This window comes from Pandoraea sp. ISTKB (genome assembly GCF_001721285.1).
Taxonomy (GTDB): Bacteria; Pseudomonadota; Gammaproteobacteria; order Burkholderiales; family Burkholderiaceae; genus Pandoraea; species Pandoraea capi.
The window spans coordinates 244,599-263,788 of record NZ_MAOS01000028.1 but is presented as its reverse complement, the minus strand read 5'-3'; the positions used below and the strand labels follow the sequence as shown (position 1 = coordinate 263,788).

15 protein-coding genes are annotated in these 19,190 nt (G+C 64.7%); 9 read left to right on the top strand and 6 right to left on the bottom strand.

Annotated elements, in window-relative coordinates; translation table 11 throughout:
• Positions 1 to 61: 61 nt before the first annotated feature.
• Positions 62 to 928: an NAD(P)-dependent oxidoreductase gene (locus tag A9762_RS09895; protein WP_069341912.1), complete on the bottom strand. Its 867-nt coding sequence runs from the start codon at positions 926 to 928 to the stop codon at positions 62 to 64.
• A gap of 65 nt (positions 929 to 993) precedes the next feature.
• Entirely contained in the window at positions 994 to 2,223 is a 1,230-nt protein-coding gene (locus tag A9762_RS09890; protein WP_139133150.1) for an MFS transporter, read from the bottom strand.
• 105 nt (positions 2,224 to 2,328) lie between these two features.
• Here A9762_RS09890 and A9762_RS09885 point away from each other — a divergent pair, with 105 nt between their 5' ends.
• Together A9762_RS09885 and A9762_RS09880 are read left to right on the top strand one after the other, a co-directional pair.
• Positions 2,329 to 3,237: a LysR family transcriptional regulator gene (locus A9762_RS09885; RefSeq protein ID WP_069341848.1), complete on the top strand. Its 909-nt coding sequence runs from the start codon at positions 2,329 to 2,331 to the stop codon at positions 3,235 to 3,237.
• Between the two features lie 137 nt (positions 3,238 to 3,374).
• On the top strand, positions 3,375 to 4,256 hold the full coding sequence (locus A9762_RS09880) for a MurR/RpiR family transcriptional regulator (RefSeq protein ID WP_069341847.1): 882 nt from the start codon (positions 3,375 to 3,377) through the stop codon (positions 4,254 to 4,256).
• A 160-nt stretch (positions 4,257 to 4,416) separates the two neighbouring features.
• Here the strand turns inward: A9762_RS09880 and A9762_RS09875 are convergent, their stop codons facing one another.
• The 3 genes from A9762_RS09875 to A9762_RS09865 form a co-directional block, all read right to left on the bottom strand.
• Positions 4,417 to 5,802 carry an amino acid permease gene (locus A9762_RS09875; protein ID WP_069341846.1) on the bottom strand — a complete coding sequence of 462 codons (1,386 nt, stop codon included), beginning with the start codon at positions 5,800 to 5,802 and terminating at the stop codon, positions 4,417 to 4,419.
• Between the two features lie 121 nt (positions 5,803 to 5,923).
• A complete protein-coding gene (locus A9762_RS09870) occupies positions 5,924 to 7,279 on the bottom strand; it encodes an aspartate aminotransferase family protein (RefSeq protein WP_069341845.1) in 1,356 nt (451 codons plus the stop codon).
• A 211-nt stretch (positions 7,280 to 7,490) separates the two neighbouring features.
• A complete protein-coding gene (locus A9762_RS09865; protein WP_069341844.1) occupies positions 7,491 to 8,132 on the bottom strand; it encodes a LysE family translocator in 642 nt (213 codons plus the stop codon).
• A 341-nt stretch (positions 8,133 to 8,473) separates the two neighbouring features.
• Between A9762_RS09865 and A9762_RS09860 the strand changes: the two genes are divergently transcribed.
• The 4 genes from A9762_RS09860 to A9762_RS09845 all read left to right on the top strand — a co-directional run bounded on the left by A9762_RS09860 (position 8,474) and on the right by A9762_RS09845 (position 12,806).
• Positions 8,474 to 9,346: an alpha/beta fold hydrolase gene (locus A9762_RS09860; RefSeq protein ID WP_083253796.1), complete on the top strand. Its 873-nt coding sequence runs from the start codon at positions 8,474 to 8,476 to the stop codon at positions 9,344 to 9,346.
• 264 nt (positions 9,347 to 9,610) lie between these two features.
• Positions 9,611 to 10,321, top strand: a complete 711-nt coding sequence (locus A9762_RS09855; protein WP_069341843.1) for a GntR family transcriptional regulator — start codon at positions 9,611 to 9,613, stop codon at positions 10,319 to 10,321.
• An 83-nt stretch (positions 10,322 to 10,404) separates the two neighbouring features.
• Positions 10,405 to 11,718, top strand: a complete 1,314-nt coding sequence (locus A9762_RS09850) for a dicarboxylate/amino acid:cation symporter (protein WP_069341842.1) — start codon at positions 10,405 to 10,407, stop codon at positions 11,716 to 11,718.
• Entirely contained in the window at positions 11,715 to 12,806 is a 1,092-nt protein-coding gene (locus A9762_RS09845; protein ID WP_069341841.1) for a low specificity L-threonine aldolase, read from the top strand. The genes A9762_RS09850 and A9762_RS09845 overlap by 4 nt, the downstream gene beginning before the upstream one ends.
• A gap of 85 nt (positions 12,807 to 12,891) precedes the next feature.
• On the opposite strand, the gene A9762_RS09840 is transcribed toward A9762_RS09845, so the two are convergent.
• A complete protein-coding gene (locus A9762_RS09840) occupies positions 12,892 to 13,683 on the bottom strand; it encodes a helix-turn-helix transcriptional regulator (protein WP_069341840.1) in 792 nt (263 codons plus the stop codon).
• 335 nt (positions 13,684 to 14,018) lie between these two features.
• Between A9762_RS09840 and A9762_RS09835 the strand changes: the two genes are divergently transcribed.
• Genes A9762_RS09835 through fhuB form a run of 3 tightly spaced genes read left to right on the top strand, consistent with a single transcriptional unit; the run spans position 14,019 to position 19,188 of the window.
• On the top strand, positions 14,019 to 16,148 hold the full coding sequence (locus tag A9762_RS09835; RefSeq protein ID WP_069341839.1) for a TonB-dependent siderophore receptor: 2,130 nt from the start codon (positions 14,019 to 14,021) through the stop codon (positions 16,146 to 16,148).
• Positions 16,148 to 17,107 (top strand): ABC transporter substrate-binding protein, encoded by a 960-nt coding sequence (locus A9762_RS09830; RefSeq protein WP_069341909.1) that lies wholly within the window; start codon positions 16,148 to 16,150, stop codon positions 17,105 to 17,107. The genes A9762_RS09835 and A9762_RS09830 overlap by 1 nt, the downstream gene beginning before the upstream one ends.
• On the top strand, positions 17,104 to 19,188 hold the full coding sequence (gene fhuB / locus A9762_RS09825; protein ID WP_083253794.1) for a Fe(3+)-hydroxamate ABC transporter permease FhuB: 2,085 nt from the start codon (positions 17,104 to 17,106) through the stop codon (positions 19,186 to 19,188). Before A9762_RS09830 ends, fhuB begins: the two co-directional genes overlap by 4 nt.
• Positions 19,189 to 19,190 lie beyond the last annotated feature (2 nt).

Below are 19,190 nucleotides of genomic sequence, written 5' to 3'. Positions count from 1 at the left end.
ACACGGTCGGCGGCGATAATGCGTCGCCGACCGCATGCAGGGTTCGCGCAGGCTCAGACTTTCAGACGTCGGTGAACAATTGCGCGACACCGGTCATATGAAGCTCGCCCATGCCAGCATGCAGGGCTCGATCGAACACGCCGTAGGCCGCCGAAATCGTCGGTGCCGATGCCGGATCTCCGCAGGCCGATGCCATGTAGCCGAAATCTTTGTGAATCAGCCGGACAGGAAAGCGCGGTGCGAAATCTCTGGCGCCGATCGATCGGGCGACTAACGTGGCAGCCGGACTCCAGACGGTCGTCGATGCCATCGCCTCGACAATCGGCGCGGCGTCGACCCCGTACCTCGCGAACAGCCCAAACACCTCTGCCAGCGCCGTTACTTGCACGCCCAGCAGGGTATTGGTCGCAAGCTTGGCCAATGCGCCGCAGCCAATCGGGCCGACGTGCCGGATCATGGCGCCCATCGGCGTGAGGACCGGGCGGGCGGCGTCCAGTGTCGCGTCGTCCCCGCCGATCAGGTAGACGAGTTGACCGGCGTCGGCCTGTGGCAAGCTGCCCGACACCGGCGCTTCGATGAAGCGGATGCCGCGCTCGGCTGCGATACGTCCTAGCTGGCAGACCCAGTCGGGGGAGAGGGTCGAGCTTTCGATGGCGATGGCATTCGCCGACATGCCGGAAAGCGCGCCATGCTCGTCGTCCAGCCAGACATGTTTCGACGCCTGATCGTCCGTGAGCATGGTGATCACGAAGTCGGCGCCTCGGGCGGCCATCTTGGGCGTGTCTGCCCATGTGGCGCCATCGAGCGCTGCGTCGGGCTGAGCGGGGCGCGTACGGTTCCAGACCGTGACGCGGTAGCCCGCGCCGATCAGTCGTGCGCACATGCGTCGCCCCATGTTGCCGAGGCCAAGAAATGCAATGGTTGTCATGGTCTTTCTCTGACGAAAACTGAAATTCGGATAGATCGAGTCGCGGCACACGAACATGGCGCGGCTCACTGCGCCTGGCGGCTGCCGTTGCGGTTCAGGAGGACGACGATCAGACCCAGCATCACGAAACCTGCCGCTACGGCCGGAATCGAGGCGGGACCGGACTGGTTGACGATCATCCCGCCGACCCATGCCCCCATGCCCACCGCCGCGTTGAAGACGGCAACGTTGACCGATGTTGCGGCGTCCACGCAGTCCTCCATCTTCGACGTGAGGTTGAACACCGACGTCTGCAACAACACCGGAAGCGCGCCATAAGCGGCGCCCCACACGGCCATTGCCAGTAACGTCGCGACGTAACCCGAGCCTGCGAGATACATACCCAGGAGGCTGAGCGCGAGCAGGGCCGTCACCCCGATAAAACCGCTACGCAGCGACTTTGCGGCAATCGGTGTGATCGCGAAGTTGGCGACAACGCCCGCCGCGCCATACGTCAGGAGCAACACGCTGATGTGCTCCGCAGACTGGCCGCCGACCTGCGAGAGATACGGCGAGATGTACGTGTAGGCCAGGAAATTGCCGGTGACCACCAGTCCGGTCGTCAGCAGCACGCCGAGCAGCGGGCGGCTCTTGAGTACGGTGGACGTCGTGCCGCGCTTTGCCGTCCGGGCAATGCTGACGGCCGGTACCGACCAGGCGATGACGGCGAACACCGCAAAGCTCAATATCGCCAACGCCCCGAAGACGGCCTGCCATCCGGCATGCTCGCCGAGCAGGGTGCCGGCCGGCACACCGAGCACCGTCGCGAGTGACACACCACCGAACACGATCGATGTCGCCCTGACCGCGTTGCGTGGCGAGACCAGATGGACCGCCGTGACCACCGCCGTCGACCAGAACACGCCGATGGCGGCGGCGACGAGAAGGCGGCCTGCCAGCACCACGCCGTAGCTGGGCGCCAGGAAGGTGACGACGTTGCCGAGACAGCACACGGCCAGCAACGCCGCCATCAACAGCTTGCGGTTCCATCGTCCGAGCCAGCCGGTCAGCGGTGTGGCGGTGAGTGCGACGACGAATGCGAAGCTGGAGACGAGATAGCCCGCGGCACCTAACGAGACGTGGAGGCCGTCGGCCATGGCGGGCAGCACGCCGACCGGCATGAGTTCGGTGCTGACGAACGAGAAGCAGCCGAGGCTGAGCGCCAGCACGGCGGCGGCGCTTTTCGCCCGGGATGCCCCGGGCCAGCGGGCGGCAGCGTCCGGCGTGCCGGCGGAAGAGGTTATGGCAGGTTCCATAGATCGATCCGAGAAGAAACAAGTGGAGACGGATCGGATTCTGACGCCGGGCGTTCATGAATGCGATAGCATGGAACGCATATGATTCTTGCAGCCACGTCATCAATGAAAACACTCAACTCGCAACTACTCGAAGGCGTCGACGTGCTCGCAGCGGTCGTCGATACGAAGAGCTTCGGTCGTGCCGCCGAGGCGCTCGACATGTCGCAGTCCGGGGTGAGTCGTGTGATTGCCCGGCTGGAGGCACGTCTGGGCATTCGCGTGTTCGAGCGCACGACTCGCAACGTCCGGCTGACCGAGGCGGGGCGTGACTTCTACGAGCAGGTGATGCCGCTCGTCGGTGCGCTGGCCGAGGTGACCAACAACGCGGCCGGCAACGCGTCGAAAGTGCAGGGACGCCTGCGAGTGAACGTCGACCCGCTCTTCGCCAGTCTCGTCCTTGGGCCGCGACTGGGTGACTTCATGGATCGCCATCCCGATCTCGAGATCGAATTGCGCTGCCGCGACGAACTGGGGGATCTGGTCGGCGAGGGGTACGACCTGGCGCTGCGTTTTGGACATCCGCCAGCGTCCTCGCTGATCGCGCGAAAGCTGTTCGATACGCGCGTGTTGGCCATGGCCTCGCCCGCGTATCTGAAACGGCACGGACATCCCAAAGATCCGAAGGCGCTGGAGACCGGCGGGCATCGTTGCCTGCTGTTCCGCGAGCCGCTGTCGGGGAAACCGTTCTCGTGGGAGTTTCATCAGGGACGCAAGAAACTGACGGTGCACCCGCGTGGGAGCTTGATGGTGAACGACCCGAGCGTGGTCCTGAGCACATGCATCGCGGGGATGGGCATCGCACAAATGTTCGAGCTGGGCATGGCGCCATACATCGCGTCGAAGCAACTGGTGCCGTTGTTTCCCGACTGGTCCGATTATCGCTTTCCCCTCTACGTCTACTATCCGACGCGTCACCATGTCCCGGCGAAAACCCGCGCGTTGCTCGATTTCGTCGATCGTCTGGTGCGGTAGGGAAAGAGTACGCAGCGATGCCGAAGATAGCGATAAAATCGGAAATTCCTTCTGTGCTTTGGCCGGAAGGCAGCGCGCAGGGGTGACGCACGGAACTCACCTCGTCCACTTTTCGATTCCCACGCCGAGTCATAACGATGACCAAAGACGAACTGGAAAAGGCAATCTCGACGCGTTTTCAGGAGATGCCGCCAAAGCTTCGTCAGGCTGCCCGGTATGTGCTCGACTCTCCCAAGGAAGTCGCACTGCAATCCATGCGCACGGTCGCCGCGCGGGCGCAATTGCAGCCGGCGTCGATGCTGCGACTGGCGCGTGAGTTGGGGTTTGCGAGCTACGAGGACTTTCGCGCGGTCTATATTGACTGGCTCTCGGCGGGGCCGTCGGGCCCGTCGGGGTTACTCGAACGTGCCGAACAGGTCCGGGAGCACTCGCGGGCTTCGGGCGACGAGCAACTGCTGGCTGAGTCGCTTGCCAACGAGTACGGCAATCTGGAAGCTACGCTGAGCCCGCGCAATGGGAAAAGCTTCGTCGAAGCCGTGGAGCGCCTGCGAGGCGCGAGCCGCATCTACGTGCTGGGCCTGCGCAGCCTCTATCCGCCGGCGTTCTATCTGCATTACGTGCTCTCGACGTTTCAGGACAACGTCACGCTCATCTCTGGTGAGGGCGGTGCGCTGATCGACGACATGCGTCGCATCGGCAAGACCGACGTGCTGCTGTGCTTCACGGCGCGTCCGTACACGGTGGCCAGCGTGGAGACGACCCGCTTCGCACGTGAGCGAGGCGCCACGGTCATCGCGGTCAGCGACAGCACGCTCTCGCCCGTGGCGGCGCAGGCGCACACGTGCATCGTCGCGCCGAACACGAGCTTGTCTCTGTTCCCGTCGATCCTGCCCGCACTGGCCGTCGCACAAACGCTCGCGCAATTGCTCATCGCGCACGGCGGTGAGGAGACGCTGGCCGAAGTGGCGAACAGCGCGGCACAGCTTCACGAATTCAACATCTATACGTCCGGCGACTGACGTTGCATGGCGCGTCGCGATGACCGACGCCGCAACTTTCCCCGCACAACGCAAAAGCCCGTCGAGGCCTCACGGCACTCGACGGGCTTTTTTGATGCGCAGCGACGGGGGAGTCCCGTCGCAACGTCTATGCAGACACCTTGCGCGGACTCAGCCCATCTCAGCTCATTTCCGCTTTGACCAGTCCGAAGTTCGGGCGCCGACGCAGCACGAAATACAGACCGACGATCATCACGGCAGTCGCGACCATGAACCAGAACTGGAAGCGCGAATCAGGGTTGAAGGCTTGCGAGAGCAGCACGGCCACTAGTGTGAGGAACGCAATGATGTTGGAGAACGGATAGAACCAAGCCTTGAAGGTCGATTCCTCGCGTTGTTGTGCCGGCAGACGCGCCATTTTGCGACGCATGACGAAGTGCGCCACGATGATGAAGATCCACACGGTCATGACGAACGCACCGCTGCTCTTGGCCAGCATGAGGAACAGATCGCCGCCGCTCACGAAGTGCACCGCCAGAATGCCCAGACAGATCGCGAAGCTGAAGGCCAGCGCGTTGATCGGCACACCACGCGCATTCGTACGGGCGAACATCGGCGGCGCGTAACCGCGCTGGCTCAGCGAGTACAGCATGCGCGAGTTCGAGAACAGGAACGAGTTCATCACCGACATGAACGAGACGAACAGCACCGCTTTCATCGCCAGCGCGGCGTTCGGGAATCCGGCCATGCTGAACAGCGAGACGTACGGCGAGGCGAGGTTGGCCTTGTCCGTCCAGGGCAGGCACAGAATGATGATCGACACCGAGCCGATATAGAACACCAGCACGCGGAAGATCACGCTGCGGATCGCCCGCACCACGTTCTTGCGCGGGTTTTCCGATTCTCCGGCCGCAACCGCTGCGATTTCACTGCCGCCCAGCGAGAAGATCACGACCATGATGCCCGCGATCACCGGCGAGAGGCCGTTGGGCATGAAGCCGCCGTTGCCCGTCAGGTTAGCGAAGCCGGGGGCGGGAATCTTCGCTTGCAGACCGAACAGGATCGACAGCCCGAACAGCATGAAGATCACGATGGTGGCGACCTTGGCGAACGACAACCAGTACTCCGCTTCGCCGAACGAGCGCACCGAATAGGCGTTGCTCACGATCAGCGTCATGAGCATGACGACCGCGCCGCCCCAGACCGGCAGCCACGGCAGAAACTCGTTGAGAATCGCGCCGAGCAGAATCGCCTCGATGGTGATCGTCATGAGCGACTTGAACCAGTACAGCCAGCCGACGGCGAAGCCGGCCCACTCGCCGAGGTAGGTGCTGGCGTAAGTGGAGAACGAGCCCGCATCCGGGTTGCGCGAGGCCATCTCGCCGAGCATGAACATCACGAACGTGACGATCAGCCCGCCCACGAGGTAGGAGAGGATGGCGGCCGGGCCGGCGGTGGCGATGATGGCGCCGGAGCCGACAAAGAGGCCGGCGCCGATGACACCACCAAGGGCAATCATGGTGATGTGTCGCTGCTTGAGGCTTTGACTCAGCGAGTTCTGCTGCATGGTCGGATTCCCTGTTGTGTAAGGTGTTGGGGGACGACGGTGGCGCGACAGCGCGGGTGGTGCAGCGCCGTTGGCGAGGCGCCGGTGTCTCGGCCGGTGCCTCGCGTCGCGCGGGGGGAGATCAGCGGATGGCGGGTTCGATAGCGGCCTGAATGGCGCCGTCGAGTCGCTCGACCACGAGATCGATTTCGGCTTCGCTGATGACGAACGGCGGGGCCAGCATGATGTGGTCGCCATGCTTGCCGTCGATGGTGCCCATCGCCGGATAGCAGGCGAGACCGCGCGCCATCGCTTCGCGCTTCACGGCGGCATGGACCGCAAAGCGCGGATCGAACGGGTCTTTCGTCGCCCGGTCGGCAACGAGTTCGATGCCCACGAACAGACCGCGGCCGCGCACATCGCCGATGTACGGGTTCTGCGCGAAGCGCTCGTTCAGTTGCTGCATCAGGTATTGCCCGCGATCGCGCACCTGTGCGAGCAGGCCGTCGCGTTCGATGACCTGCTGCACGGCCAGCGCAGCCGCGCACGCCGTCGGGTGCGCGAGATAGGTGTGACCGTGATGGAAGAAGCCGCTGCCGGCGCTCATCGTATCGACGATACGCTGGCTGGCCAGCACGGCGCCGATCGGCTGATAGCCGCCGCCAAGCCCCTTGGCGATGGTCTGAATGTCCGGCGCCACGCCTTCCTGTTCCCAGGCGTGCAACGTGCCGCTGCGGCCCATGCCGCACATGACCTCATCGAGAATCAGCAGAATGCCGTAGCGGTCGCAGACTTCGCGCACGGCCTTGAAATAGCCGGTCACCGGTGTGATGACACCGGCCGTTGCGCCACCGATCGTCTCTGCCACGAAGGCGATGATCGAGTCGGCACCCTGTTCGAGAATCGTCGCTTCGAGTTCCCTGGCCAGACGCTGGCCGTACTCGAGTTCCGTCTCCTGCGCACGCTGGTCGCGATAGGCATAGCAGGGCGAGACGTGCGTGACGTCGATCAGCAGCGGCTCGAACTGTTCACGACGCCAGCGATTGCCGCCGATGGCCAGGGCGCCGAGCGTGTTGCCGTGATAGCTCTGACGGCGTGCAATGAAGCGACGACGCTGCGGCTGACCGATCTCCACGAAGTACTGACGCGCCATCTTGAGCGCGGCTTCGATCGCCTCGGAACCGCCGCTCACGTAGTACACGTGGCTCAGGCCCGAGTCGGCGGGCGTATTGCGGATCAGGTTATCCGCCAGCGCTTCTGCGACCTCTGAACTGAAGAAGCCCGTGTGGGCGTAAGCCAGCTTGTCGATCTGCGCGTGCATGGCCGCAATCACGTCGGGATGCCCGTGACCCAGGCAGGAGACGGCGGCACCGCCGGAGGCGTCGATGTACTGACGGCCCTGAATGTCCGTCAGATAGACGCCCTGACCGCCGGCGGCGATCGGGGGCTGATGGCGGAGGTGTCGATGGAAAACGCGGCTCGAAGTGGCTTGACTCATTTTGAACAGGGGGCGGTATGCGCGGGTACGAATTGAACAAATGTTTAATTTTTGTAAGCGTATAGTACATATGTTTATTTTTTGATGCGTGGAAACCCTGAGAGCGGTCGTACCCCGTGTCGTCGGGACGGACGGGGCCGCCCGCAGGTGACAAATAAGAAAAAACCCGCCGAAGCGGGTTGAGAGGGCGCGAAAGTGGGGGGAGCGTCGTCTATTTCGACGTGCCGTTCGACGTTGCGAGGGCCGCGATGCCCAAGGCCATATAAAGTAGGCCTGCGATGTACTTGCCGATGCCCGGCTTCTGGCTGCGCCGTGCGAGCGCTCGGCCGATCGTGCGCGCGAGTGCGGCGTACGTCGTGTCGCTCACGCCCCCCACGAGCACCAGCAGCAGGCCCAGCGTTACGATCTGCAACGGCACATGGCCGAGCGACGGCGTGACGAACTGCGGCAGAAAGGCGGCGATGAAGAGTCCCGTCTTCGGATTGAGCAGATTGACGAGAAAGCCCTTTCTCACTGTCGCGCTCAGTGCGCGTGCCGGGGCTTGCGGCGCGGCTTCCTGCGTCGCGGGCCTGCTGCGAATGACTTTGATGCCCAGATAGACCAGATACCCCGCGCCAAGCAGCTTGATGACGTTGAACAGGACCGGTGAGGCGAGCAGCAGCGCGGTGAGGCCGACGGCGGCGAAGCTCACATGGACGAGCGTGGCGAGCATCACGCCGAAGCACGACGCGAGGCCGAAGCGGAAGCCCTGGCTTGCGCTGGTCGTCGAGATATAGATCGTGGTCGGGCCGGGAATCGCAACGAGCACCGCGACGGTGGCGAGAAAGAACGGCAGTACGTGAAGGTCGATCATTCCGGAGGTTTCTAAGAAAGTTCGGGGGGCGTGCCGTGCGAATCCTAACACCGCTGGTCTTTGGGAAACGTTGCATCGGGATTACGGGAGTGCTTTCCAGTAGGGCATAAGGCCAGTGCGTCCGAGCGATTTGCGTTCGCATGCCTGCGTCCCCCGGCGAATGCTCAACTCTCAAGTGGCATCGCAATGCGGCGTTGAATGTCAGGCATCCGTGGTTCGCGTCTCAACTGCCGAAATCGGGGATACAGTGGCCGGGCGGCGAGCGTCGTCCCAATGCCCACGCGTTCCCCCCGGCGCGTTGCGACGGCTCGCCGCACATATCTCACACTCAAGTCCGAACTATGAAACTCTTCAAATCTCCGCTGAAGCCTTTGCTGGCCATGACTGGCGCCATGGGCATTGCGGCCGCTTTGCATGCCGCGCCCGCCAGCGCTGCTGAACTGTGGCAGACGCTGCCGCCGACGCCCGCTCCGGCCAAGTTCGACCGCACCGGCTTCGCGAACGTCAACGGCATTCGTCTGTACAACGCCGAAGTGGGCAAGGGCAGCCCGGTGCTGCTGCTGCATGGCGGTCTGGCCAACTCGAACTATCTGGCCAAGCAGGTCGATGCGCTCAAGGCACACCATCTGGTGATCGCCGTCGACACGCGCGGTCATGGCCGCAGCACGCGCGACGACCGTCCCTATGGCTACGACCTGATGGCCGACGACGTGGTCGCGTTGCTCGACCAGTTGCACATCAAGAAGGCCGATGTCGTGGGCTGGAGCGATGGTGCGATTCAGGGCATCGACCTTGCCATCCGCTATCCGGATCGCGTGGGCAAGATCGTGGCGTTCGGCGTGAATACCAACACGGACGGCTTGAAGCCGGACTTCGACAAGAACCCGGTGTTCGCCGCATACATCAAGCGCGCCGCCGGTGAATACGCCCAACTGTCGTCGACGCCGAAGGAGTACGACGCCTTCCTCGCGCAGATCGGCAAGATGTGGGACAGCCAGCCGAACTGGACCGACGCGCAACTGAAGACCATCAAGTCGAAGGTGCTGATCCTCGACGGCGAGCACGACGAAGGGATCAAGCTCGAACACAACATCTACATGGCACACACGATCCCGGGCGCACAACTGATGATCCTGCCGGGCGTGAGCCACTTCGCCTTCATCCAGGATCCGAAGATGTTCAACTACGCGATCACGCACTTCCTCGACAACTGAGCCGCGCCGCTAGCCGTCGATCTACCTGACGCCCGTTCGCCCGTCCGCCCATTTTCGCCACCCGGCGAGAACGGGCGAGAACGGGTGAGCTGGCCCCGCGCCTTCCACGCTGTCTCGCTCGCGTCGTTCCGCCGCCTTGCGGCATTCGCCGACGTTATCTCGACGTCATCCTGCGCCATCCCGCGTCATCGTTTACCCGCAAATTCTCCCGTCCCACAGCTTTTGCCGTTGACCGGCAAATTGTTTTTTGCTGGTATACCAGTTATGAACCAGACCCAACGCACCCCGGCCCTGAGCGATTCGGCTTACAACGCCATTCGCAACCTCATCGTTTCCGGCGAGATCCGTGCAGGCGAAGCGCTGTCCGAGCGCGGGCTCTCGGAGCGCTTCGGCATCAGCCGTACGCCCGTGCGCGAGGCGATTCGTGCCCTCGCGAACGACGGCCTGCTGGAGATCGTGCCGATGCGCGGCACCTTCGTGCGTCAGTTGTCGGTGCGGGATCTGAGCGAGATTCACGAGGTGCGCCTCGCCCTCGAAGGCATGGCCGCATGGCTGGCCGCGCAAAAGGGCGTGACGCCCGCGCTCGAAGAAGTGGCCGTGCGACTGCGCGCGCTCGATGCGCAGGGCGCCGAGGGCATCGAACTCGACGTCGACATCACGCAACGCGTGGGCTGGCAGTTCCACGAGGCGATGTTCGCCGCTGCCGACAACGTGCGCCTCACCGAGACCTATCACGCGTTGCGCACCCAGAACGGTCTGGCGCTGCAACGCATTCCGCATTACGACGCCGAGCGCACCCGCACCGCCGTTCGCGAGCATCTCGCGATCTTCGAGGCCATTGCCGCCGGGCGTCCCGAGGAGGCCCAGCGTCGTGTCTGGGACCACCTCACGCACGCCATGCAGGCTCGCTTGCAGGCACTCGTCCCCCCGGCTGTTCCGCCCGCTGCGAAAGCGGCGCCGGGTCGCAAGCGCTGACCGTCTGCGCTACCCGGAAGGCCCGGGTACTGCCTACGTCGAGCGCGAGCGGTGTCGTCTCGTTAAATCCGGAGATTGTCGTCATGTCGTCAAGTACTGCCAGCAAGAAGAAGCGCCTCATTCCGTTGCCCATCCAGATGCTGATCGGTCTGGCGCTGGGTATCGGTTGCGGCATGGTCGCCCCGGGGCTGGCCACGAAGCTCATGCCCGTGGGCACGGCGTTCGTGCAGGCCGTGAAGATGATCGTCGTGCCGCTCGTCTTTACGGCGATTACGCTCGGCATCTATCAGATGGGGCACAACGCGCGCTCGCTCGGACGCGTCTCCGCGATCAGCATGATCTACTTCTTCGTCGCGACGCTCGTCTCGATCATGATCGGCCTCGGCCTGAACGCGATCTTCCACCCGGGCCTCGGCGCGAATCTCGCGGCGGCGCACGCTTCGGCCAAGCCGATTGCGGCGTCGGTCGACTGGACCAAGTTCTTCCTGGACATGATCCCGTCGAACATCGTGGCGGCAATGAGCGGCAGCAATCTGCTGCCGGTGCTTGTCTTCGCGGTGCTGCTGGGCATGGCGCTGTCGGCCATCGGCGAGCGCGCCAAGCCGCTCGTCGGCGTGCTCGACGCGCTCATGGGCGCCGTGTTCAAACTGACCGACTGGATCATCTCGCTCTCGCCGGTGGCGATCTTCGCGATCATTTCGTGGCTGTTCGCTACGCAAGGCATCGGCACGATTCTGTCGCTCGTGAAGCTCGTCGGCACGATGTACCTCGGCCTCGGCGTGCTGCTCGTGCTGTTCTGGATCGTGCTCAAGGCGATCGGCGAAAAGCCGATGGCGACCACGCGTGCGATCAGCGAGCCGGTGATTCTCGCCTTCGCCACGCGCTCGTCGGAAGCAACGCTGCCGCTGCATATGGAGAAGCTCATCGCGATGGGCGTGCCGAAGGCCATCGCCTCGGTCGTGCTGCCGCTGGGCTACGCCTTCAACCGCGACGGCTCGATCATGTACTTTGCGCTGGCCGTGGGCTTCCTGGCCGATGCGTATCACGTGCCGCTCGACATGCCGACACTGCTGTCCATCGTGCTTGTCACGACGCTCGCCAGCAAGGGCAGCGCGAACGTGCCGTCGGGCGGGCTCGTGGCCATCGCCATGGTGCTCACCACCATCGGGGTACCTATCGAAGCCCTCGCCATCATCGCCGGTGTCGACGCTTTCCTCGACATGGGCCGTACCGCCATCAACGTTTTCAGCAATACCGTGGCCATCAAGCTCGTCATGAAGCTCGCCGGCATTCCGTACGAATCGCCCGAGGCCGTGCAGGCGGCGCTCGCGGCCGAATCGTCGCAAGGCGCGCAGGCAGGCGCAGGCAGCCATGCCCACGGTCAGGAGTTTGCATGACCTCAGGCCATACCGAACGCGCCGTCGATCTGCGCAGCGATACCGTCACCCGTCCCACCGCGTTGATGTGGGAGGCGATGCAGACTGCATCGCTGGGTGACGACACGCTCGAAGGCGATCCGACCGTACGCGCACTGGAACATCTCGCGGCGGTCATGACCGGCAAGGAGGAGGCGATGTATGTCGTCTCCGGCACGATGGGCAATCTGATCGCCTCGCTGTGTCACGCCACGCACGGCGGTGAAGCGGTGCTCGACGTGCAGGCCCACATGGCGAAGTCGGAAGCGGGCGGCATGTCGCGGCTCGCGCATCTGTTCCCGATGCTGATTCCGTCAGTCCGTGGCGAGATGGATCTCGATCAACTGGCCGGGGCGTTGCGTCCCGGCTTTTCGCGTTACGGCCAACCGACGGCGATGGTCGCGGTCGAGTCGACACACAATCACTCGGGCGGCTACGTGCCGTCGCTGTCGTATCTGGCGGATGTGCATGCGCTCGCGGGGCGCGCCGGTGTGCCGGTCCACATGGACGGCGCACGCGTGTTCAACGCGGCGGCGGCGCTCGGCGTGGACGTCTCGCAGATCACCGCGCATTGCGACAGCCTGACGTTCTGTCTGTCGAAGGGACTCTCGGCGCCGATGGGCGCGATGCTCGTCGGCTCGCACGCGATGATCGAGCAGGCGCGCACGTTCCGTCGCATGACGGGCGGCGGTCTGCGTCAGGCGGGCATCATGGCGGCGGCGGGGAAGGTAGCGCTGGAGACGATGGTCACGCGACTGGCCGACGACAACCAGCGTGCGCAACGTCTGTGGGCAGGCTTGGCGCAGATCGATGCGCAACTGGTCGATGCCGTGCCGTCGAGGAGCAATATCGTGCGCCTGCGTGTCGGCGAGCAACGCGAGGCGAATCCTCGTGCGTGGGAGGCGGCGCTGGCGGAGTACGGAATTCTGGCGCGGGCGAGCGGCACGTCGATGCTGCGGCTCGTCACGCATCGTCACATCGGCGATGACGATATCGATGAGACGATCGCGGCGATTGCGTCGATTCGCGACACCTTCGCGTCCAAGGCTTCGCCACTCGGCGTGCTTTGAGGCACGGATCGTACCGAGGGCGCGGCTTCATCTCCTCAAGTCGCCGACATCCGCCCGTGCGGAGGGTCGGCAGGGCAGGGCGCCCTCAACGATCCGCTACCGCCAGATATTGTTGCGGCGCACGGCCGAACAATCGCTTGAACATCACGATGAACGCGCTCGGACTTTGATAGCCGAGCGCGAGCGCGACATCGCCGACGGACGCGCCCAGCGCCAGTCGCGTGATCGCCTCCGACGCGCGCATGTGCTGACACCAGCGTCCGAACGTCATGCCCGTCTCGTCCTTGAAGCGGCGCGCCAGCGTCTTGCCGCTCGCGCCCAGTTCTTCGCCCCATCGCTCCAGCGAGTAATCGGTCGCGGGCTCCATCATCATGTGCTCGCAGATCGCCAATAGCTTCGCCGAGCTGGGCAACGGCAAGCCGTGCTCGCCGGGCGCGGCGGCTTCACGCAGCAGACGAAGCAGCAGGGGGACGGACAGCGCTGTGCGGCTGTCCGGGGCGTAGTGGATGCCGTCGGGGAGGATGTCGACGGCGAGCTCGCGCAGCAGCGGGCCGACGGTGAGCGCGAGCGCGTTCGGCCACAACCACGACACGGTGCCCGGCTCGACGCTGATCGTGCAGAAGTGCATGCGCCCGACGGCGTGCAGTTCGTGCGGCGTGTTGGGCGGCAGCCACAGCGCTCGCGATGCCGGTAGCGTCCAGGTGTGCGCCGGCGTGAGCACACGCACCACGCCACGCAGCGCCATCACCACGTGACCGTGCTGATGCTGGTGCCAGGGCTGGCGTTCGCCATCCTCGCACTCCATGCCCACAAGCGTGACGTCGCGCGCCAGATGTCGGCGCGTTTCCGGGTAGCGGCGCAGCAGCAATTCCTTCATGACGACTTCCCAACCGGACCGCTCGACACGGTCAGACGACGGCCGCACGTTCGAATGTCCCTCGTGAGGACAACGCGCAGCGCGCCAAAGCATAGAGAAATGGACAAAAAATGTCCGTTTCTCAACATTTTTTGCGATTCACAGCAAAACGATCCCCGGTATTCTACCAACTGCCATCGGGGTTCAGGTGGCGGATACAAGTGATAATAGTAATGCGTCTCATTTATTTTAATTCATTCGGACAGAATGACACTGACGCGGGAAGCGGACGTAAAGTGAAACGAAATCACACGGGGAAGCCGACCCAATCGCGGCGACTGACGATACTCGCCGCCATGGTCGCGGGAACAGTTTTGGGGCAGCAGGCGGCGATGGCTGCCGATGCCAGCAGTGACAATACGGCGGCGGCCGGTACCGCAGGCGTGGCAGCGACGTCTCTTCCGGTCGCTCTGCCCGCCACGCAGGTGAACGACTCGTCGCTCACCGAGAGCCCGAACGGGCCGGGACGCGGTTACGTCGCCAAGCGCATGAGGACCGCGACGAAGACCGACGCCGCGACGCTGACCGTGCCGCAGGCGACCTCGACGGTGACACGTCAGCAAATGGACGATCAGGGCGCCATCACCATCGATCAGGCATTGCGCTACACCACCGGCGTCAATACGCAGGACGGCACCGACGTGCGCTTCGACCAGTTGCGTGCCCGCGGTTTCGATATCGACGCGTACCTCGACGGTCTGAGTATCTTCCAGTCGCCGCGCTTTGCGACGGCGCGCGTCGACCCGTATCTGCTTGATCGCATCGACGTGATGTTCGGTCCGTCGTCCGTGCTCTATGGACAGGGCAACCCGGGCGGTCTGGTGAATTACAGCAGCAAGCTGCCGACGGATCAGCCGGTGCGCGAAGTCACGCTTCAGATCGGCAATCACGACACCTATCAGGCGGGCTTCGATCTGGGCGGATCGCTCACGCCGGACGGCACGATCCTCTATCGCGTGGTCGGACTGGCGCGTGACGCCAAGACGCAGGTGAGCGCCATCAAGGACGAGCGCCTGGCGATCGCCCCGTCGATCACGTTCCGGCCGGACCGCGACACGTCGCTCACGCTGCTGGCGGGCTATCAGCGCGACCCGCAAGGCGGCCTGTTCAACCCGGTGCCGGCGAGCGGCACGTTGTTCGCGAACCCGAACGGTCACCTCGGCTCCGATCAGTACTTCGGCGACCCGACCCGCGACGGCATGCAGCGCACGCAGTACTGGTTCGGCTATCAGTTCGCGAAGCAACTGAACGATACGTGGCGCGTCTCGCAGGACGCGCGCTACCTGCATATCGACCAGAACTACTACCAGACGTCGGTCACGAGCGGCTTCGGCGCGGATCAGCGCTCGGTTTACATGTGGGGCAATGCAGACAAAGAGCACGTCAGCCAGTGGCAGATCGATACGAATGCACAGGCGAAGTTCTCGACCGGCCCCGTCGAGCACACAATGCTGTTCGGCTTCGACTATCGTCGCGTGCTCGAAGGCGATAACTACGGCGGCGCCGTCGTCGGGCAACTGGATCTGTTCAATCCCAACTACGCGTCGTTGGCGGGGGTGAACCAGAATACGCGTCTGGACTATTCGCTGAGTCAGGCCGGTCTGTATGCGCAGGACGAACTGCGGTACAACCGCTGGGTGCTCACGCTCGGCATGCGTGAGGACTGGGCGACGACCCGATCCAGCACGAACGGCAATACGCTGACGGCCGACAACCACGCCTTCACGTGGCGCACCGGGCTGGCCTACGCGTTCGATAATGGCATCGCGCCATACGTGAGCTACGCGAAGTCGTTCGCGCCGGTGCTCGGCACGACCTTCTCCGGCGGGGCGTTGCAGCCCACGCAGGGCAAGCAGTACGAAATCGGTGTGCGTTATCAGCCGAAGCAATACGATGCCTCGTTGCGTCTGTCTGCCTTCGATCTTCGTCAGGAAAACGTGAGTGTGGTCGATCCGGCACACCCGACGTTCCCCACGCAGACCGGTGAAGTGCGCTCGCGAGGCTTCGAAGCCGAAGCGCGTGCCAACGTCACCCGCGATCTGAAGGTCATCGCTTCGTACACGTATGTCAATCAGGTCAACCTGCAAAGCACGACGGCGCAAGGCAAGCGCCCGCAGATCACGCCGCGCAACAACCTCGCACTGTGGGCCGACTACACGATGCACGAAGGCGTGTTGCGCAATCTCGGGTTCGGTGCCGGGGTGCGTTACATGAGTTCGTCGGCGGGAGACGCCGCCAATACGTTCGAAGTGCCGAGTCGGACGCTGGTCGATGCCGCCGTGCATTACGACTGGCAACAATGGCGGTTCGGCATCAACGTCAGTAACCTGTTCAATCGCGAATACATCTCGTATTGCACGAACTCGTTCCTCTGCTACTACGGCGCAACACGAACCGTTCTGGGGACAGCCCGATATCAATGGTGATGCAACGAAAATCGTTTGCCGTCCGGCGCCGCCTTCTGGCGGCGTTTGGCGTTGGTGCGGTGGCACCGTTCCTGCACGCTTCGCGTGCTTTTGCCGCTTCTGACGGCTTATCTGGCGGCTTATCTGGCGGCGTATCGGGTGAGGCCGTGGCTTCGGGCCGCACGCCGCGTGTCGTCGTGCTCGACTGGGGACTCGCTGCGCAGGTGCTCGCGCTGGGCGTGGTCCCGGTGGGCGTCGCGCGTCCGTTCTGGTACCGGCTGCTTTCGGGCACGCCTGAGATGCCGGATTCCGTGGTCGACGTGGGACTGCTGTTCCAGCCCAATTTCGAGGTCGTGCAGTCGTTGCGTCCCGATCTGATCGTCATCACGCCCGCTCATGGTTCGCTGGCCGATTCGCTTTCGCGCATCGCACCGCTATTCGTCGCGCCGCCCGCGCATCCGCATGAAGACGGATACCGTCTCGCGCAGCGACGGGCGCACGCGTTGGGGGATGCCCTCGGGCGTCCTGCCGAGACCGCGCGGCTGCTCGCGCAGACGGATGCGCGCCTCGGCGCCGTGCGAGACCGGCTGGCGCAGCATGGTGCCACGCAACGTCCGATTTATCTGATGAGTCCCATCGACACCCGTCTGACGAACGTCTTCGGCCGCGAGAGCGTATTCGGCGGGACGCTCGCTGCCGTCGGCCTCACGAATGCCTGGCGACGCCCGAGTGATACGGAGGGCATGGCGCAGATCGATTACACGCAGCTCGGTGTCGATACGGCGGCGAGCGCGATGCTTATCGGGGCGCGTCCCGGTTTGCTCGGCATGCTGGGCCAGAGTCCGCTGTGGCAGGCGTTGCCGTTCGTGCGGGGTGCGCGCGTCGGACAACTGCCGATGATGTTGCCCACGGGCGGCACCCCCACGGCCGTGAAGCTGGCCGACGCGTTGAGCGTTGCACTGACGGGGGCGGCGGCATGAGCACACGCAATCCGTTCTCATCCGTGACGAGTGGCGCGCCGCGTGGTGCGTCGACCCCCGTCGAAGTGCGTCATCTGTGGCGTCTGGCGCTTATTGTCGGTCTGCCTGCGGTGGCCCTCGCTGTCGCGACGCTACTGGCGCTGCGCCCGGCGGGTGTCGACAGCGGCGCGTTCCTCGCGGCGGTGTGGCACGCGATCGTGCATCCGGCGCTCGACGCAGGCGCGCCGACGTCGCCTGCCGCGATGTCGGGGCTGCTCGTGAACTACGCCTGGCTGCCGCGTCTCGCCATGTCGTTGCTGGCCGGTGCGGGCCTCTCGCTCGCCGGCGTGATGTTTCAGCAGGTGCTGCGCAACCCGTTGGCCGAACCGTTGACGCTGGGCGTGGCCTCCGGGGCGTCGCTGGCGCTCTCGGCCGCGACGATCTGGCTGCCGCCGGTCGCGCTGGCGTGGAAGTCCGGCGTCGCCATGGCGGGGTCGGCGGCGGCCATGGCCATCGTGATGGCGCTGACCTGGCGCAGCCGCTTCGCGCCGGTGCCGGTGATCCTCGCGGGCATGATCGTCAACCTGTATTGCAGCGGCCTGTCGATCATGGTGTCGATGACCCACGAGCGTGCGCTGGTGGGCGTGTTCGCCTGGGGCGCCGGCTCGCTCGTGCAGAACGGCTGGCACGACTTCGGCTGGCTGCTGCCGCGCGTGCTCGCGGCGGTCGTCGCGGCGGCGCTGTTGCTCAGACCGCTGACCCTGTTCACGCTGGACGACCGCAGCATCACGCAACTCGGTGCGCGCGTCGCCTGGATTCGTACGGCTGGCCTCGTGGTCGCGGTTGCGCTTTCCGCCTGCATCATCGGCACGGTCGGCATCATCGGGTTCGTCGGGCTGGCAGGGCCGCAACTGGTCCGGCTGGCGGGCGCGCGACGTCTGCGAGATCAACTGGTATGGGCGCCGGCTATCGGCGCACTCATGCTGATGCTGACGGATCAGATCGTGCAGTGGCTACCGCTGTTCGACGGCGCATCGCTGCCGACAGGGGCTGCCGCAGCGCTCTTCGGCGGTCCGCTGCTGCTATGGCTGCTGCGTCGCACGCGTGCCGGCGAAGTGGCGACGGCCGATGCCGCGCCGCCTGCGCGTGTGCGTCACCCGCTGCGCTGGCTGGCGGTGACGCTGGCGCTCGGCGTGGTGATCGTGTGGGCGACGCAGCATCTCGGCCGTACCTTCGATGGCTGGGAATGGGCGAGCGGCGACGTCTGGACGGCGATGTCGCCGTGGCGCATGCCGCGCATGCTGGCGTCGGCAGCGGCAGGTGTCGCGCTGGCGCTCTCGGGCACGTTGCTGCAACGGATCAGCGGCAACCCGATGGCGAGTCCCGAACTGCTCGGCGTGAGCGGCGGGGCGATGCTTGGCGTGCTGATCGTGACGTTTGTCGTAGTTGGTGCGGGCGCTTCCGTCCTGTTTCTGGCAGCGTTCGCGGGTGCTGCCATCAGTCTCGCCGTGATGCTGACGCTCTCGCGCAAGGGAGGCTTCTCGCCCACACGCATGCTGCTCGCCGGTGTGGCCATCTCCGGCATGGCGCAGTCGCTCGTGGCGATTGCGAGTGCGAGCGGTACGGCCAATGCCTTCCTGCTGCGCTCGCTGATGCTCGGGCTGACATACATCGTCGGCCCCGGCATTGCGATGGTCACGGTCGCGGCGGCGCTCGCGGGGCTGCTGCTGACGTGTCTCGCGTCGCGTTGGCTCGATCTGCTGCCGATGGGCGACGCGACAGCCACGGCAGTCGGCGTGAATGTAAAGCGGGCGCGCCTGTGGCTCTGGTGTCTCGCTGCGACGCTGAGCGCCGTGGCTACGCTCGTCGTCGGCCCGCTGTCGTTCGTCGGCTTGCTATCACCGCATCTCGCCCGCATGGCCGGATTCGGCAAAGGACGCTCACAAGCCGTGGCGGCGAGCGTGTCCGGCGCGCTGCTGATGATTGCCGCCGACTGGCTCGGCCGTAACCTGCTGTTCCCGCAACAGTTGCCGGCGGGCGTGCTCGCCATGCTGATTGCGGCACCGTATCTGCTGTGGCACTTGCGTCGTCAAGTGGCCTGATG

Excerpts from the sequence above, each read along its gene's own strand:
- A9762_RS09855 (WP_069341843.1), top strand. The coding sequence starts at position 9,611 with ATGAACCAGACCCAACGCACCCCGGCCCTGAGCGATTCGGCTTACAAC.
- A9762_RS09845 (WP_069341841.1), top strand. The coding sequence starts at position 11,715 with ATGACCTCAGGCCATACCGAACGCGCCGTCGATCTGCGCAGCGATACC.
- A9762_RS09880 (WP_069341847.1), top strand. The coding sequence starts at position 3,375 with ATGACCAAAGACGAACTGGAAAAGGCAATCTCGACGCGTTTTCAGGAG.
- A9762_RS09865 (WP_069341844.1), bottom strand. The coding sequence starts at position 8,132 with ATGATCGACCTTCACGTACTGCCGTTCTTTCTCGCCACCGTCGCGGTG.
- A9762_RS09895 (WP_069341912.1), bottom strand. The coding sequence starts at position 928 with ATGACAACCATTGCATTTCTTGGCCTCGGCAACATGGGGCGACGCATG.
- A9762_RS09840 (WP_069341840.1), bottom strand. The coding sequence starts at position 13,683 with ATGAAGGAATTGCTGCTGCGCCGCTACCCGGAAACGCGCCGACATCTG.
- A9762_RS09860 (WP_083253796.1), top strand. The coding sequence starts at position 8,474 with ATGAAACTCTTCAAATCTCCGCTGAAGCCTTTGCTGGCCATGACTGGC.
- fhuB (WP_083253794.1), top strand. The coding sequence starts at position 17,104 with ATGAGCACACGCAATCCGTTCTCATCCGTGACGAGTGGCGCGCCGCGT.
- A9762_RS09875 (WP_069341846.1), bottom strand. The coding sequence starts at position 5,802 with ATGCAGCAGAACTCGCTGAGTCAAAGCCTCAAGCAGCGACACATCACC.
- A9762_RS09835 (WP_069341839.1), top strand. The coding sequence starts at position 14,019 with ATGGTCGCGGGAACAGTTTTGGGGCAGCAGGCGGCGATGGCTGCCGAT.
- A9762_RS09890 (WP_139133150.1), bottom strand. The coding sequence starts at position 2,223 with ATGGAACCTGCCATAACCTCTTCCGCCGGCACGCCGGACGCTGCCGCC.
- A9762_RS09870 (WP_069341845.1), bottom strand. The coding sequence starts at position 7,279 with ATGAGTCAAGCCACTTCGAGCCGCGTTTTCCATCGACACCTCCGCCAT.
- A9762_RS09830 (WP_069341909.1), top strand. The coding sequence starts at position 16,148 with ATGCAACGAAAATCGTTTGCCGTCCGGCGCCGCCTTCTGGCGGCGTTT.
- A9762_RS09850 (WP_069341842.1), top strand. The coding sequence starts at position 10,405 with ATGTCGTCAAGTACTGCCAGCAAGAAGAAGCGCCTCATTCCGTTGCCC.
- A9762_RS09885 (WP_069341848.1), top strand. The coding sequence starts at position 2,329 with ATGAAAACACTCAACTCGCAACTACTCGAAGGCGTCGACGTGCTCGCA.